We start from the raw sequence: 15,871 nt of genomic DNA on the forward strand, positions 1-15,871 counted from the left end.
TGCATGCCGCCCAAGAGTATTTGGCGGTTTTGGGATAACGACATGCATGGAAAGAAGACTAAAGCGCGCCGCGGCATACTTTATCCCGCCCTCAGGAACCGGATCGCCTCGTCGCGGCGGAAGAGATAGAGCAGGGTGCGGATCGCCTGTCCTCTTTCGCTGGTGAGCTCCGGATCGCGCTCGATGAGATAGGCCGCATCCTTGCGGGCGATCTCCAGCAGGTCGGCATGCGCCTCGAGGCTGGCGATGCGGAATCCCGGAGTGCCGGACTGACGGGTGCCGAGCAATTCGCCTTCGCCGCGCAGCTTCAGATCCTCCTCGGCGATGCGAAAGCCATCCTCGGTCTCGCGCATGATCGAAAGCCGGGCATGGCCGGTCTCGCCGAGCGGCCCCTTATAGAGCAGGATGCAGGTCGAGGCCTCGTCGCCGCGTCCGACCCGGCCGCGCAGCTGATGCAATTGCGCCAGGCCGAAGCGTTCGGCATGCTCGATCACCATGATCGTCGCATCCGGCACGTCGACGCCGACCTCGACGACGGTGGTGGCGACGAGCAGCCGGGTCTCGCCGTTCTTGAACGCCATCATGGCCGCATCCTTCTCCGGCCCGCTCATGCGGCCGTGGATGAGGCCGATATCGAGGCCGAGCGCGGCAACAAGTGTCGCATGCCGTTCCTCGGCCGACATCAGGTCGAGCTCTTCGGATTCTTCGACCAGCGGGCAGATCCAGTAAGCCTTCTTGCCCTCGGCAAGTGCGCTTTGCAGCCGACCGACGATTTCGCCGGTCCGCTCCATCGGCACCGTAATTGTCTGGATCGGCTTGCGGCCGGCCGGCTTCTCGGTGAGCTTAGAAACATCCATATCGCCGAAGGCGGCGAGCACCAGCGTGCGCGGGATCGGCGTCGCAGTCATGACAAGCATGTGCGGCGAGATGCCCTTGGCGGTCAGCCGGAGGCGCTGATGCACGCCGAAACGATGCTGTTCGTCGACGACGGCTAGCATCAGCTTGTCGTAAGTGACGGTGTCCTGGAAAAGCGCATGCGTGCCGATGACGATCTGCGCTGCGCCCGAGGCGATGCGCTCCAGGATTTCCTCCCTTTCGCGTCCCTTGGTGCGCCCGGTCAGCACCTCGATGCCGAGGCCGGCGGAGGCGGCGAATTTAGAGATTGTCGCGTGGTGCTGGCGCGCCAGGATTTCGGTCGGCGCCATCAGCACCGCCTGGCCGCCGCTCTCGATCACCGCTGCCATCGACATCAGCGCCACCAGGGTCTTGCCGGAACCGACATCGCCCTGCAGCAGCCGCAGCATGCGCTCGGTGCCGGCCATGTCCTTCAGAATCTCGGCGATCGCCTCGTTCTGGCTCGATGTGGGTGAGAAGGGCAGCGTCTTCAGGATCTTGCCGCTGACCGCGCCCGTCGCCTGCACCGGCTGGCCGGCCACCTTGCGCAGCCTCTGGCGCACCAGGCTGAGCGAAAGCTGGCCTGCGAGGAACTCATCATAGACAAGCCGCCGCCGGGCGGGGGCCTGCGGGTCTATATCAGAGGGGTCGCGCGGCTCGTGCAGCATATGGAAACTGTCGCGGATCAACGGCAGGCCCTGTTTTTGCGCCAGCACCGGGTCGATCCATTCCGGCAGCTCGGGAAAACGCGGCAGGGCGGCGTCGATGATCTTGCGTAAAGTCTTCGGCGAAAGCCCCGCCGTCAGCGGGTAGATCGGCTCGACGAGCGGCAGGTTCTCCGCTTCATCAGCCCTGACGATATAGTCCGGATGCACCATCGAGGCACGGCCGTTGAACCAGTCGACTTTGCCGCTGACCGTCACCTCCGCGTCGATCGGCAGCTGTTTTTCCAGCCACGCCGCCTGGCCGCGGAAGAAGACCAGCGTCAATTCGCCGGTCTCGTCATGCAGGAAGACGCGGTAGGGGACATTGCTCTTGCCGCGCGGCGGCACCTGGTGCCGGTCGACGCGCGCGGTGATCGTCACGATCGCACCCTGCGGCGCGCGGGCGATCCCAGGCTGGTTGCGCCGGTCGATCAGCGAAAAGGGCGCGTGGAAGAGGAGATCGATGACCCGGCAATCCTCCGGCGCCTCGCGACCGAGCAGCTTGACCAGCAGTTCGGCGATCTTCGGGCCGACGCCCGGAAGGCCCGAAATGGGGGAAAACAGCGGATCGAGAATGGCGGGGCGCATGCGGTCAAAATGCGATGAACAATGCGGCCTTGGCAAGGCTGACAAGCCGCTTTCCAGGGTCTATAGAGGCGCATCAACAGGAAGGTAATGCCATGACAGGTGTCACGCTCACGAGTGCCGGTCTCGACCCGCGCCGCCGCCGGATCCTTTTCCGCTGCTGGCATCGCGGCATCCGCGAGATGGATCTGGTCTTCGGCCAGTTCGCCGAAGCCGAGATCGCGACGCTTTCGGACGCCGAGCTCGACGAGTTCGAGACGATCATGGCCGAAGAGGATAATGACCTGGTCCGCTGGATCATGGGAACCTGGCCGGTGCCTGAGCGTTTTCAGACACCGATGTTTGCCCGCCTTGCCGCCTATACGTCCGATTTCGACAAGCCCCTCAGGACGCCGGAATGATCCCTGGTTTCGATGCGAAGAAGCTTGCGGCCATTGCCGAGCCGCTGACGATCGGCAATGTGCCTGCCGGTCTCGAACCGCTGCTGCTCGCCGAACTCGCCCGCACGGGAGAGCCGGTCGCCTATGTCATGTCCGACGGCCACCGCATGGCCGATCTCGAGCAGATGCTGGGTTTTGTCGCCCCCGACATTCCGGTTCTCACCCTGCCGGCTTGGGACTGTTTACCCTATGACCGCGTCTCGCCGAGCGCCGATACATCGGCCCGCCGGCTTGCCGCACTCGGCGGTCTCATCGCCCACCGCAAAAAGCCGCATGCGGCTATCGTGCTCGTCACCGCCAATGCCATGCTGCAGAAGGTGGCGCCGCAGGATGTCATTGAAAGCCTGAGCTTTTCGGCCCGTCCCGGAAACCAGCTGCGCATGGACGATTTGGCCGGGCGCCTGGAGCGCAATGGCTTCGACCGCGTTGCGACCGTTCGCGAGGTCGGCGAATATGCCGTGCGCGGCGGCATTCTGGACGTCTTCGTGCCGGGTTCGGAAGAGCCGGTCCGCCTCGATTTCTTCGGCGATACGCTGGAATCGATCCGCAGTTTCGATCCGGCCAGCCAGCGCACCACCGGCCAGGTGCGCTCCCTCGATCTCAACCCGATGAGCGAGGTGACGCTGACGCCCGATACGATCAGCCGCTTCCGCAAGAATTACCTCTCGGCCTTCGGCGCGACGACGCGCGACGATGCGCTCTATCTCGCCGTCTCCGAAGGCCGCCGTTATCCCGGCATGGAGCACTGGCTGCCGCTCTTCTACGAGAAGCTCGATACCGTCTTCGATTATCTCAGCGGTTTCCGTGTCGTCACCGACCACACGGTGCGTGAGGCGGCGGAGGAGCGCTCCAAGCTCGTCCTCGATTATTTCGACGCCCGCCTGAATTCCGGCCAGCCGGCCAAGGGCCACATGGCGCAGGGCACGCCCTACAAGCCGGTGACGCCGGGCCAGCTCTATCTCGACAGCAAGCTTTTCGCCAAAACCCTCGACGCGCTCGGCGCGATCCGCGTCAGCCCCTTCAACGAGATCGAGGGCGAGGCGAGGCGGGTCGTCAATATCGAGGCCCGCCAGGGCCAGCGCTGGGCCCGCTCGAATGCCGAAGGCGGCGGTGACGCCGAACGCGTCAATATTTTCGACGTCGTCGTCAAGCACATCGCCGACCGGCGCGCCGGCGGGGCGAAGGTGCTGGTAACCGCCTGGACCGAAGGTTCGCTGGAGCGGCTGCTGCAGGTGCTGAACGAACATGGCCTGGAAAAGGTCAAGCCGGTCGAGGCGCTGAAAGATCTCGCCACGCTGGGCAAAGGCGAGGCGGCCGCGGCCGTGCTCAATCTCGAATCCGGCTTCGAGGCCGGCGATCTCGTCGTCATCGGCGAGCAGGATATTCTCGGCGACCGCATGGTGCGCCGCTCCAAACGCCGCAAGCGCGCCGCCGATTTCATTGCCGAGGTCGCAGGCCTCGATGAAGGCTCGATCGTCGTCCATGCCGAACACGGCATTGGCCGCTTCATCGGGCTGAAGACCATCGAGGCGGCAGGCGCCCCGCATGCCTGCCTCGAGCTGCAATATGCCGATGAGGCCAAACTCTTCCTGCCGGTCGAAAACATCGACCTGCTCTCGCGCTATGGCGGCGAGGGCACCGACGCCCAGCTCGACAAGCTCGGCGGCGGCGCCTGGCAGATGCGCAAGGCCAAGCTCAAGAAGCGGCTGCTCGATATGGCGGACGCGCTGATCCGCATCGCCGCCGAGCGCCTGACGCGCCACGCGCCTGTTCTGACGACCCCGGACGGGCTTTACGACGAGTTTTCCGCCCGTTTCCCCTATGACGAGACCGAAGACCAGGACAATGCCATCGAAGCCGTTCGCTCCGATCTCGGCGCCGGCCGGCCGATGGACCGCCTCGTCTGCGGCGACGTCGGCTTCGGCAAGACGGAGGTGGCGCTGCGCGCCGCCTTCGTCGCCGCGATGAACGGCGTCCAGGTTGCCGTCGTCGTGCCGACGACCTTGCTTGCGCGCCAGCATTTCAAGACTTTTTCCGAGCGGTTCCGTGGCCTGCCGGTGCGTGTCCAGCAGGCCTCCCGCCTTGTCGGCGCCAAGGATCTGGCGCTGACCAAGAAGGAAGTGGCCGAAGGCAAGACCGATATCGTCGTCGGCACCCATGCGCTGCTCGGCGCCGGCATCAAATTCGCCAATCTCGGCCTGCTGGTCATCGACGAGGAGCAGCATTTCGGCGTCAAGCACAAGGAGCGGCTGAAGGAGCTGAAGAGCGACGTGCACGTCCTGACGCTGTCGGCGACACCCATCCCGCGCACGCTGCAGCTTGCCATGACCGGGGTGCGCGAACTATCGCTGATCACCACGCCGCCGGTCGACCGCATGGCGGTGCGCACCTTCATCTCGCCGTTCGACAGCCTTGTCATCCGCGAGACGCTGATGCGCGAGCACTATCGCGGCGGCCAGAGCTTCTATGTCTGCCCGAGGCTTGCCGACCTCGCCGATGTGCATGCCTTCCTGCAGTCCGACGTGCCGGAGCTGAAGGTTGCCGTCGCCCATGGCCAGATGCCGGCCGGCGAACTGGAAGACATCATGAACGCCTTTTATGAAGGCCGCTACGATGTGCTGCTGTCGACCACCATCGTCGAATCCGGCCTCGATGTGCCGACAGCCAACACGCTGATCGTCCACCGCGCCGATATGTTCGGCCTTGCCCAGCTCTATCAGCTGCGCGGCCGCGTCGGCCGCTCGAAGGTGCGCGCCTTCGCGCTCTTCACCCTGCCTGTCAACAAGGTGCTGACGGCGACGGCCGACCGCCGGCTGAAGGTGCTGCAGTCGCTGGACACGCTCGGTGCCGGCTTCCAGCTGGCGAGCCACGATCTCGATATCCGCGGCGCCGGCAACTTGCTCGGCGAGGAGCAGTCGGGTCACATCAAGGAAGTCGGCTTCGAACTCTATCAGCAGATGCTGGAAGAGGCAGTCGCCGAGGTCAAGGGTGTCGACGAGATCCACGACACCGGCTGGTCGCCGCAGATCTCGGTCGGAACGACGGTGATGATCCCGGAAGACTACGTGCCCGACCTGCATCTGCGCATGGCACTTTACCGCCGTCTCGGCGAACTCACCGAACTCAAGGAGATCGACGGCTTCGGCGCCGAGATGATCGACCGCTTCGGGCCGATGCCGATCGAAGTGCAGCATCTCCTGAAGATCGTCTACATCAAGTCGCTCTGCCGTACCGCCAATGTCGAAAAGCTCGATGCCGGCCCGAAGGGCGTGGTCGTGCAGTTCCGCAACAAGGAATTCCCCAACCCGGCAAACCTCGTCGGCTACATCGGCAAGCAGGGTACGATGGCGAAGATCCGCCCCGATCACAGCCTGTTCCTGACTCGCGACCTGCCGACACCGGAAAAACGCCTGCAGGGTGCTGCCGTGATCATGACGCAACTGGCCGAGATGGCGAAATAACGGAGCGAGACTGATATGGCGACATATGGCGCGACAATTGCCTGGGAACGACATGGCGAGACCTTCACCGACAACCGCTACAGCCGCGCCCATCGCTGGACCTTCGACGGCTGTATCGAGGTGAGGGCATCCTCATCCGCGCATGTCGTTCCGCTGCCTTATTCAGCCGAAGACGCAGTCGATCCGGAGGAAGCCTTCATTGCCTCGCTTTCGAGCTGTCACATGCTCTGGTTCCTCTCCCTTGCCGCCAAACAGGGCTTTTGTGTCGACAGCTACACCGATACCGCCGAGGGCGTGATGGAGAAGAATGCCGAAGGCCGTCTCGCCATGACTGTCGTGACGCTGAGGCCACACGTCGTCTTCAGCCGTGAAAAGCAGCCCGCTCTGGGCGAACTCGAAGCTCTGCATCATCGCGCCCACGACGAATGTTTCATCGCCAATTCGGTGAAGACCGAAGTGCGCTGTGTTCCGGTTCTGGGCTGAGTTAAAGTCGCGGCTTCAGTCGCCCGGTGGCTCCGACCAGCCAATCAGCTTTGCCCATTCATTGGCGCCGTCCATGATGATGTCGAATACCGGGTCCTTGATGTCGTAGTAGAAATCGACGTCCTCGGGGAAACGCTGGGCGAGCCGCTGTTTGATCAGCGCATAGGCGTTGGCCGCCGTCGGATGGGCGCGCAGGAAGTCTCGGCAGAGCAGGGAGTAGCGCTGATTGAAACGGCCTCTTTGCCGGATATGCAGATTGGCCGGGCGTCCTTTGCTGCGATAGAAGGCCTTGCGCAGTTCGCCTTCCGCCAGTTCAAGTCCCGGAGGGCAGTGATCGATGGTGATGGGCCGGCGCTCGAAACCGGCCTGTTCGAATGCGTCGGCATCGACCTCGGCCAGATCGTTGACCGTAAGCTGGAGATCGATGATATCCTTGGCCGGAAGGCCGGGAATGGCCGTCGAGCCGATATGATGCAGATAAGCTCCGGCGGGTGCTGCGCCCATGAGGGCGCGCTTGAGCGCTGCGAAATCCTCGATCCAACTTTGTCGCGGCCGTTCGATCTCGATTCGCATCGATTGACTCAGTTCAATCCCAATCGCGCCTCGGCCTTTGCCTTTGCGATGTCGCGCAACGCGTTCGCCAGCACGTCAGGCGTCTGAGCGCCGCTGACGGCATACTGCTGGTCGAAGATGAAAAACGGCACGCCGTTGACGCCCATCTCCTGCGCGGCCTTGATTTCGGCGACGATCAGATCGCTATCGGCATTGGACGCAAGCAGCGAGGCGATGACCGAACGGTCGAGGCCGGCCTTCTCCGCGATGTCGAGCAGCACCGCATGGTCGCCGACATTGCGGCCTTCCTCGAAATTCGCCTTGAACAAGGCGGTGACGACCTTGTCCTGCTTCTCGCGGCCTTCGATCATCGCCCAATGGATCAGCCGATGGGCATCAAGCGTGTTCGGGCCGATCTTGATCGCTTCGAAAGCGAAGGCGATGCCGACCTCGCGGCCGAGATCGGTCAGCATCTTGTGCGCCTGCGCCACGCGCTCCTCGCCGCCGAGCTTCTCCGCCAGCGCCTTCTTCTGGTCGACACCTTGCTTGGGATAGTCGGGATTGAGCCGGTACGGCCGCCAGTTGATGTCGACGCCGAGCTCGTCCTGCACTTCCGCAATGGCAAGCTCCAGCCGCGCCTTGCCGAGATAGCACCAGGGGCAGACGACATCCGAGACGACGTCGATGGTGATGCGCTCCATGATGATGTTCCTTCTGTGTGTCTCCGGGGGAGACATAGGGCCGAAGTTTTTCGGCCGCTTCTATTGGGCGCTTGTATCCCACCAAACCGGCAGCTGGTAGCCGTAAAGCGGTACCGCGTCGGGATGGCCGATGCGCTTGCTGCGCGCAACCCACTGCTGGTCCATATGATATAGCGGCAGGACGTAATGGCTGGATAGCAGCAGCCGGTCGTAGGAGCGCACCGCCGCGGTGAAATCTTCCGCAGAGCGTGCCCTCAGCAGATGGTCGATCAGCGTATCGAGATCGGGATCGTTGGCGCCGGCAAAACTATCGGTCCCCTCGCGGGTGCGTGCAGCCGAAGACCAGCGGCCGAGCTGCTCGTTTCCAGGTGATAGCGACGAGGTATAGGACTTCATGATCATGTCGTAATCGAAGCTGTTCGTCCGGCTCTGATACTGCGAATCATCGACAGTGCGAATCGAAGCCGCAATGCCGATCGTCTGCAGCGAACGCTGATAGGCGACGGCAAGCTTCTCCTGGTCGGCATTCTGCGTCATGATCTCGAAAGCGAGCTGGCGGCCGGAGGCGTCAAGCATCTTGCCACCCTGAATCGCATAGCCGCCCTGTTTCAGAAGCGCGACGGCCTGCTTCAGCACATTGCGGTCTCGTCCGGAACCGTCGGTGACCGGCAGCTTATAGATGCCCTCGAGAATTTCAGGCGCGATTTTGTCCTTGATCGGCCCGAGCAGCGCAAGCTCGGCCGCATTCGCGGGAACACCGAAGCTCGAGAGTTCCGAGTTCTGCCAGAAACTCTGCGTCCGCTTGTAGGCGCCGGAATAGAGATTCTTGTTCGCCCATTCGAAATCGAACACCAGCGACAGGCCTTCGCGCACCTTCGGATCGGCAAAGATCGGCCGGCGCGTGTTGAACACGAAGCCGAGCATGCCGCTTGGCAGTTTCGGTGTGAACACGTCCTTGATGACGGCCCCGGAGGTGGCGGCCGGGAAGTTATAGGCATTGGCCCAATGGCCGGGATTGCCGTCGGGATAGAGGTCGACATCGCCCTTCTTGAAGGCTTCGAACAGCGTCGTGTCCTGCAGGAAATACTGGACGGTGATCTGGTCGTAATTGTCAGTGCCAACCTTGGCCGGAATGTCCTTGCCCCAGTAGGTCGGATCGCGCTCATAGGTGATGCTCTCGCCGGGCTTCACCGTCTTCACCTTGTAGGGACCGGAACCGACCGGCGGCGTCAGGGACGTGCGGTCGAAGGTTTCCGGATCGACCGCGTGTTTCGGCAGCACCGGAAAAAGACCGAAAATCAGAGGCGTCTCGCGGTCTGCCTTGTCGTTGAAGGTGAAGCGTACGCTGTGCTCGCCGACCTTCTCCATCTTGGCGACGACGTTGATGCGGTTGGAGTAGGGCACGCGTCCCTTGTCGCGCATCAGTTCGAAGGTGAACATCACGTCCTCCGGCGTCACCGGCTGACCGTCGGACCACTTCGCATTCGGATTGAGGTTGAACTGGATGAAGCTCCTGTCCTCATCCCATTCGACCGTTTCGGCAAGCAGGCCGTAAAGCGTGAAAGGCTCGTCCCGGGAGCGCTGCATCAGCGATTCGTAGACGAGGTTCCCATATTCCGGATCCCACATGCCGCGCGCTGTCGTGCGCATGCTCTTCAGGATGAACGGGTTGAGATTGTCGAAGGTGCCGACGACGCCATAGGTGATCTTGCCGCCTTTCTTCACGTCGGGATTGACGTAGGGAAAGTGCTTATAGTCAGGCGGCAAGGCCGGCTCGCCATGCATCGCGATGCCGTGCAGCGGCTCGGCGGCGACGGTGCCGCATAGCAAGGAGAGGACGAGGGGGACGATGATCCGGAGCATTCGGCAATCCTTGATCCGCGAAAAATAAGTGCATGATTCATCGCGAGATTAGCATGGGGTCGACTGATTCCAACACGCAGGCGCGATTTCTTTGGCCTGTCGATGAAATTGACTCTTAAATTGCCAAAGAAAAGCTGGATATCTTGAACGCTGCGATGTAACAGGTGAACCCGAAGTTTCGGGGTCATGCATTTGCCTCATTTTTCCATGAGGTGGAGTGCCGAACGACCCGATGGTTGGGGCAGCACGTCGCTGCTCCGAACGGATATCAGGAGACGGAATTCGTTATGATGTTCAAGTCTGAAAAGAAAATGCGGGCAGCACTGTCCGTTCTGGCAGTGGTGTTCGGCGCTTCGGCACCGGTCTCCTCCTTCGCACAGGATGCGGCGGCGCAGGCTCCGGCCGATGCCCCGGCACAGGCCGCTGGCGCGCCGAAGCTCGGCTGGTACAAGACCTGCAGCAAGCAGGAAGACAACGACATCTGCGTCGTCCAGAACCTGATTCTCGCCAATGGCGGCCAGCTCGTCACGGCTGTCGGCCTGATTTCGGTCACCGGCAAGATCAACCGCAAGCTCCTGCAGGTCTCCGTTCCCACGGCACGCCTCATTCCTCCGGGCATCAGCATGCAGATCGACGGCGGCAAGGGCCAGAAGCTCGATTATGCCGTCTGCCTGCCGGACAAGTGCACCGCTGAAATTCCGCTGACCGACGCGATGATCGCCAGCCTCAAGAAGGGCAGCGACGTGATCTTCACTTCGATCAACTTCCGCCGCGCGCCGAACCCGATCAAGATTTCGCTCGAAGGCTTCACCGGCGCTTATGATGGCGAACCGGTTTCCGAATCCAAGCTCGCCGAAAGCCAGCGCAGCCTGCAGGAAGGCATGCAGAAGAAGGCTGAAGAGGCTCGCAAGAAGCTGGAAGACGCTCAGAAGGCTGCCAAAGCTCAGTAATCTAGCCTACAGGCTTGAACAAAAAACCCGGCTTCGTGTCGGGTTTTTTGTTTCTCGCCAAGAAAAAGGCCTCGCCGGGAGATGCGAGGCCTCGTTTCATCGATCGGCGTGTCTGATCTTATTAGTGGGCGAAGCTCATCTTGGGTTTGAACTGCCCGGACGGAGCCTGATCGAAAATCTGGTAGATCTGCGGGTTGCGAAGCGGCGTGCCGCTTTCGTCATTCACCAGGTTCTGCTCGGAGACATAGGCGACATATTCGCTTTCGTCGTTTTCGGCGAGCAGATGGTAGAAGGGCTGGTCCTTGCTCGGGCGCACTTCGGCGGGAATGGAGTTCCACCATTCCTCGGTATTCGCGAATTCCGGATCGACATCGAAGATGACGCCGCGAAACGGAAAAACCTTGTGCCGGACCACTTCGCCGATACTGAACTTTGCTAGTCTTTCTTTCATGGTACGACTTCCTTTCATCACCAAATTTGGTGATTGGTGCGTGCAAATCAAGAATTTTGCACCAGCGCGTCACATGAACGTCATATCCTCCTTCTGCCGTTCATGACCGGGGAGGTAAAAGTCCCGGCGAACCGGGACTTTCCGCGTGGCGGCCGATCAGGCCGAATAATACATGTCGTATTCGACAGGATGCGGCGTCATTTCGAAACGCATCACCTCTGCCATTTTCAGCTCGATGAAGGCATCGATCTGGTCGTCGTCGAAGACGCCGCCGGCGGTCAGGAACTTGCGGTCCTTGTCGAGGCTTTCGAGCGCTTCGCGCAACGAACCGCAGACGGTCGGGATCTTCTTCAGTTCCTTCGGCGGCAGATCGTAGAGATCCTTGTCCATGGCCTTGCCCGGATGGATCTTGTTCTTGATGCCGTCGAGGCCGGCCATCAGCATGGCCGCGAAGGCGAGATAGGGGTTGGCGGTCGGATCCGGGAAGCGGACTTCGACGCGCTTGGCCTTCGGGTTGGAGCCGAACGGAATTCGGCAGGAGGCTGACCGGTTGCGGGCCGAATAAGCGAGCAACACCGGCGCTTCATAACCCGGCACGAGACGCTTGTAGGAGTTCGTCGACGGATTGGTGAAGGCATTGATCGCCTTGGCGTGCTTGATGATGCCGCCGATGTAGTAGAGGCAGGTCTCGGAGAGGCCGGCATATTCGTCGCCGGCAAACGTCGGCTTGCCGCCCTTCCAGATCGACTGGTGCACGTGCATGCCCGAGCCATTGTCGCCGAAGATCGGCTTCGGCATGAAGGTCGCCGTCTTGCCGTAGGCGTTCGCCACCTGGTGCACCACGTATTTGTAGATCTGCATCTTGTCGGCGTTACGCACCAGCGTGTCGAACTTGATGCCGAGTTCGTGCTGGGCGGCGGCGACTTCATGGTGATGCTTTTCGACGACGACGCCCATTTCCGAGAGCACCGTCAGCATTTCCGAACGCATGTCCTGGGCGCTGTCGACCGGGGGAACCGGGAAATAGCCGCCCTTGACGCGGGGGCGATGGCCGAGGTTGCCGGTTTCATAATCGGTGTCGTCGTTCGACGGGAGTTCGGTCGAATCGAGCTTGAAGCCGGTATTGTAGGGATCGGCCTTGTACTTGACGTCGTCGAAGACGAAGAATTCGGCTTCCGGGCCGACGAAGATCGTGTCCCCAATGCCGGAGGCCTTGAGATAGGCTTCAGCCTTCTTGGCGGTGCCGCGCGGATCGCGGTTATAGGCCTCGCCGGAGACCGGATCGAGAATGTCGCAGACGATGACCATGGTCGACTGGGCGAAGAATGGATCCATATGCACCGTTTCGGTATCGGGCATCAGCACCATGTCGGACTCGTTGATGGCCTTCCAGCCGCCGATCGAGGAGCCGTCGAACATCACGCCGTCGGCGAACATGTCTTCGTCGACGACGGCAACATCCATCGTCACATGCTGCAACTTGCCCTTCGGATCGGTGAAGCGCAGATCGACGAACTTCACGTCGTTTTCCTGGATCTGCTTCAGAATTTCGCTTGCGGTCGCCATTAAATACCTTCCTCCAATTAGCAATGACAATAGGTGGGCGCGGTGACGGTATCGGACTTTGCGCGGTAGGCAAAGTGGTCAGATGGCATCGATGCCGGTCTCGCCGGTGCGGATGCGGATAACCTCTTCGACATTGGAGACGAAGATCTTTCCGTCGCCGATGCGGCCGGTCTGAGCCGCCTTGCGGATCGCGTCGATGACCGCCTCGGCGTTTTCGTCGGCCAGCACCACCTCGACTTTCACCTTCGGCAGGAAATCGACGACGTATTCGGCACCGCGGTAGAGTTCCGTGTGGCCCTTCTGACGACCGAAGCCCTTGGCTTCCGTGACTGTGATACCCTGCAGGCCGACTTCCTGAAGGGCTTCCTTCACTTCGTCCAGCTTGAAGGGCTTAATGATCGCTTCGATCTTTTTCATGAGAAAATGTCTCTCCGCTTCTCCTGTTATGGCAGGGATGTTCCCGCTCGCGGATATGATGCAGATATCGTGCCAGTTTGAAATCCGTCTTATCGAAAAAAGACGTCGATTTTGTCGAAACCAGCGCGTCTGCGGGGAATTTAATGTCGATTTGGTGGCGAGAGGGGTGGAAAAACGTCGGCTATCGGAGAAAAATCGGCCGAAAACCGGAAAAGCCAGGTTTTCCTTCGATTGCAAAACCAAGTTGCGAGTCGATTAAAATATAAGCAAATGCACAAATTTAGATCTCTTTCGCTCCTCTCCAGACGGTTGTTTTTTGTGCGTTTTTTGAATTGAATAGGCTGATGAGCAAACATCTCTCCGAGCTTCTGGTGACGCCTGCCGAAATGAGCGCCATCGATGCTGCCGCAGCTGCCTCCGGAATCGATTCCTTCGGCCTGATGGAAAGGGCAGGGGCCGCCGCCGCTGCTGCCGCGCTCAGGCTTCATTCTGGGGCGCTGCGTTTCGTCGTGCTCTGCGGCCCCGGCAACAACGGGGGCGACGCCTATGTCGCGGCAAGGCATCTGCTGGAGGCCGGAGCGACCGTGGCGCTTTTTCATCTCGGCGATCCCGCAAAGCTGAAAGGCGATGCCGCCCGCGCTCGGGCCGGCTGCGCATTGCAGGGGCAAGAACTCGGCCGCTATCGGCCGGAAGACGGCGACGTCGTCATCGACGGTCTGTTCGGAGCAGGCCTCGGGCGCGCGGTGCCGGCCGATGTGGCTGCCTTGACCAAACGTGTCGCCGAGGCCGGTATCGCGGTGCTCGCCATCGATCTGCCCTCAGGCGTCGATGGCCGCACCGGCAAGGTGCTGGGTGCTGCCTTCCAGGCTCGCAATACCATCACCTTCATGACCCGCAAGCCCGGCCATCTCCTGATGCCGGGCAGGGAGCTTTGCGGCGAGTTGGAAGTCTTCGACATCGGCATTCCCGCCCGGATCATCCGGGCTGAGGCGGGCGGCGCCATCGCCGAGAACACACCTGACGCCTGGAAGGGCGTGCTGCCGGCCGAGCAGCTGGAAACCCACAAATACAAGCGCGGCCATCTGGTTGTTTTTTCGGGCGAGGCCGACAAGACCGGGGCTGCCCGCATGTCGGCCGTCTCCGGCCTGAAGGCCGGCGCCGGCCTGGTAACGATCGCCGCCCCCGGCGCAGCGATGGCCGCCAATGCCGCGCATCTCACAGCCGTCATGCTGCATGCAGTCGACCGCGAGGCGGATCTGGCAGAGTGGCTGTCCGACAAGCGGCTGCAGACCTTCGTCCTCGGTCCCGGCTTCGGTGTCGGCGCGAGAGCCCGCGGCTTCGTCACCGCGCTTGCCGATCGCCGACTCGTGCTCGATGCCGACGGCATCTCTTCGTTCAAGGACGATCCGCAACAGCTTTTTGACCTTTTCCAAGGCGAGCCGCGTCTGGTGCTGACGCCGCACGAGGGTGAATTTTCGCGGCTCTTTCCGGATATTGGCGACGACGAAACGCTGGGGAAGGTAGACAAGGCGGTGGCGGCCGCCCGCCGGGCCAATTCCGCGATCGTCTACAAGGGCGCCGATACCGTAATCGCCTCGCCGGACGGGCGCGCGCTCATCAATACCAATGCGCCTGTCTGGCTTGCCACGGCAGGTTCCGGCGATGTGCTTGCCGGCATCATCGGCGGATTGCTCGCCCGGGGCCTGCCGACTTTTGAAGCTGCGGCCGCCGCCGTCTGGCTGCACGGAGAGGCTGGCCAGCGCGCCGGCAAGGGGCTGACGGCGGAAGAGCTTGCAGCCGAGGTGTTGCCGCTTTAGCCCGGTCTAAGTCTCAATCGCCTATTTCGCCAGCAACTGCTGCAGCGCGATCGCCCCGTGCGGCGCATTGACCTTGCCCTCGTGGATCATGAAGGCGAAGACGTCGCGCGGCTCAGCCTTCACCTGACGATCCCCGTCGATCAGCGGCAGATCGTCCGGAACTTTGCCCTCGGCCCAGGTCTCGAGCCGCTTTGCCCAGGCCTTCAGATCCTTGTCGGGATAGCAGGTCGGAATATCATCCGATCCCTTCTGCAGTCGGGCATAGACGAAATCTGCCGTCACATCGGCGATCATCGGATATTCGAAATGTTCGGCACAAACCGGCGCCACGCCATATCTAGCAAGCAGAGTAACGAATTCCGGCACCTTGAAGGAATCGTGCCGCACCTCCACCACGTGACGGAGCGCCAGTCCGTCCTGCTTTGCCGGCAGCAGCTTCAGGAAGGCTTCGAAATCGTGCGGATCGAATTTCTTTGTCGGCGCGAACTGCCAGAGCAGCGGCCCGAGATGATCGCCGAGTTCGCTTATTCCGGATGTGAGGAAGCGCTCCATCGATTCACCGGCTTCCGCGAGCACCCGCCGATTCGTGACGAACCGCGTTGCCTTCAGCGAAAAGATAAAGCCATCGGGAACATCCGCTGCCCATTTCGCAAAGACTGCAGGCTTTTGCGTGCTGTAATAGGTGCCATTGACCTCGATGACCTTCAACTGACGGCTGGCATAATGCAGCTCGTCCTTCTGTTTCAGATCGGCGGGAAAGAAATGCCCCCGCCAGGGCTCGAAGGTCCAGCCGCCGACGCCGGTGCGGATAGTGCCGGATTTCGTCATGTCGTCCTCCCAGTTCGCGGCAGTCAAGCCGCATGAATCTCTTTCGTCATGTCGATGAGCGTCCATCCTGGCCGATAAGGGTTCGGCCTGCGACCCGTTTTCCGGAACCCGAAGACACTATAGAGCGCGATATTCCGTTTGGAGATCGTCGGGCGACGC

13 protein-coding genes and 1 pseudogene are annotated in these 15,871 nt (G+C 61.6%); 5 read left to right on the top strand and 9 right to left on the bottom strand.

All coding sequences use genetic code 11. From position 1 onward, the window contains the following. Positions 1–80 precede the first annotated feature (80 nt). A complete protein-coding gene (gene recG, locus AMK00_RS10740) occupies positions 81–2,186 on the bottom strand; it encodes an ATP-dependent DNA helicase RecG (RefSeq protein ID WP_064810380.1) in 2,106 nt (701 codons plus the stop codon). Between the two features lie 92 nt (positions 2,187–2,278). On the opposite strand from recG, the gene AMK00_RS10745 reads away from it, so the two are divergent. From AMK00_RS10745 to AMK00_RS10755, 3 genes are read left to right on the top strand one after another with little or no spacing between them, the layout of a single operon-like run. Further along, positions 2,279–2,584, top strand: a complete 306-nt coding sequence (locus AMK00_RS10745) for an FAD assembly factor SdhE (protein WP_064810381.1) — start codon at positions 2,279–2,281, stop codon at positions 2,582–2,584. After that, entirely contained in the window at positions 2,581–6,084 is a 3,504-nt protein-coding gene (mfd, locus tag AMK00_RS10750) for a transcription-repair coupling factor (RefSeq protein ID WP_064810382.1), read from the top strand. Before AMK00_RS10745 ends, mfd begins: the two co-directional genes overlap by 4 nt. A gap of 15 nt (positions 6,085–6,099) precedes the next feature. Beyond that, positions 6,100–6,567, top strand: a complete 468-nt coding sequence (locus AMK00_RS10755) for an OsmC family protein (RefSeq protein WP_064810383.1) — start codon at positions 6,100–6,102, stop codon at positions 6,565–6,567. Positions 6,568–6,582: 15 nt separating this feature from the next. Here AMK00_RS10755 and AMK00_RS10760 read toward each other — a convergent pair whose 3' ends face one another. From AMK00_RS10760 to AMK00_RS10770, 3 genes are read right to left on the bottom strand one after another with little or no spacing between them, the layout of a single operon-like run. After that, complete coding sequence (locus AMK00_RS10760; protein WP_064810384.1) at positions 6,583–7,140, bottom strand: GrpB family protein; 558 nt, start codon at positions 7,138–7,140, stop codon at positions 6,583–6,585. Positions 7,141–7,148: 8 nt separating this feature from the next. Then, positions 7,149–7,820, bottom strand: a complete 672-nt coding sequence (locus tag AMK00_RS10765; RefSeq protein ID WP_064810385.1) for a DsbA family oxidoreductase — start codon at positions 7,818–7,820, stop codon at positions 7,149–7,151. A 60-nt stretch (positions 7,821–7,880) separates the two neighbouring features. Beyond that, positions 7,881–9,683, bottom strand: a complete 1,803-nt coding sequence (locus AMK00_RS10770) for an extracellular solute-binding protein (RefSeq protein WP_064810386.1) — start codon at positions 9,681–9,683, stop codon at positions 7,881–7,883. 287 nt (positions 9,684–9,970) lie between these two features. Between AMK00_RS10770 and AMK00_RS10775 the strand changes: the two genes are divergently transcribed. Next, positions 9,971–10,633: an invasion associated locus B family protein gene (locus AMK00_RS10775; protein ID WP_064802569.1), complete on the top strand. Its 663-nt coding sequence runs from the start codon at positions 9,971–9,973 to the stop codon at positions 10,631–10,633. A 121-nt stretch (positions 10,634–10,754) separates the two neighbouring features. Here AMK00_RS10775 and hspQ read toward each other — a convergent pair whose 3' ends face one another. From hspQ to AMK00_RS10790, 3 genes are all read right to left on the bottom strand, one after another. Next, positions 10,755–11,084, bottom strand: a complete 330-nt coding sequence (gene hspQ / locus AMK00_RS10780; protein WP_064802571.1) for a heat shock protein HspQ — start codon at positions 11,082–11,084, stop codon at positions 10,755–10,757. Positions 11,085–11,240: 156 nt separating this feature from the next. Then, positions 11,241–12,650: a type I glutamate--ammonia ligase gene (gene glnA, locus AMK00_RS10785; RefSeq protein WP_011425369.1), complete on the bottom strand. Its 1,410-nt coding sequence runs from the start codon at positions 12,648–12,650 to the stop codon at positions 11,241–11,243. 78 nt (positions 12,651–12,728) lie between these two features. Continuing rightward, complete coding sequence (locus AMK00_RS10790; protein WP_003539626.1) at positions 12,729–13,067, bottom strand: P-II family nitrogen regulator; 339 nt, start codon at positions 13,065–13,067, stop codon at positions 12,729–12,731. 344 nt (positions 13,068–13,411) lie between these two features. Between AMK00_RS10790 and AMK00_RS10795 the strand changes: the two genes are divergently transcribed. Next, positions 13,412–14,884, top strand: coding sequence for a bifunctional ADP-dependent NAD(P)H-hydrate dehydratase/NAD(P)H-hydrate epimerase (locus AMK00_RS10795; protein ID WP_064810387.1), 1,473 nt, complete (start codon positions 13,412–13,414; stop codon positions 14,882–14,884). A gap of 21 nt (positions 14,885–14,905) precedes the next feature. Here the strand turns inward: AMK00_RS10795 and AMK00_RS10800 are convergent, their stop codons facing one another. Together AMK00_RS10800 and AMK00_RS32985 are read right to left on the bottom strand one after the other, a co-directional pair. Beyond that, a complete protein-coding gene (locus AMK00_RS10800; protein ID WP_064810388.1) occupies positions 14,906–15,712 on the bottom strand; it encodes a DUF72 domain-containing protein in 807 nt (268 codons plus the stop codon). A 23-nt stretch (positions 15,713–15,735) separates the two neighbouring features. After that, positions 15,736–15,852 (bottom strand): annotated as a pseudogene (locus tag AMK00_RS32985) (GNAT family N-acetyltransferase); the annotation flags it as partial. Positions 15,853–15,871: the final 19 nt, after the last annotated feature.

Origin of the sequence: Rhizobium sp. N621 (assembly GCF_001664325.1) — a bacterium.
Taxonomy (GTDB): Bacteria; Pseudomonadota; Alphaproteobacteria; order Rhizobiales; family Rhizobiaceae; genus Rhizobium; species Rhizobium esperanzae.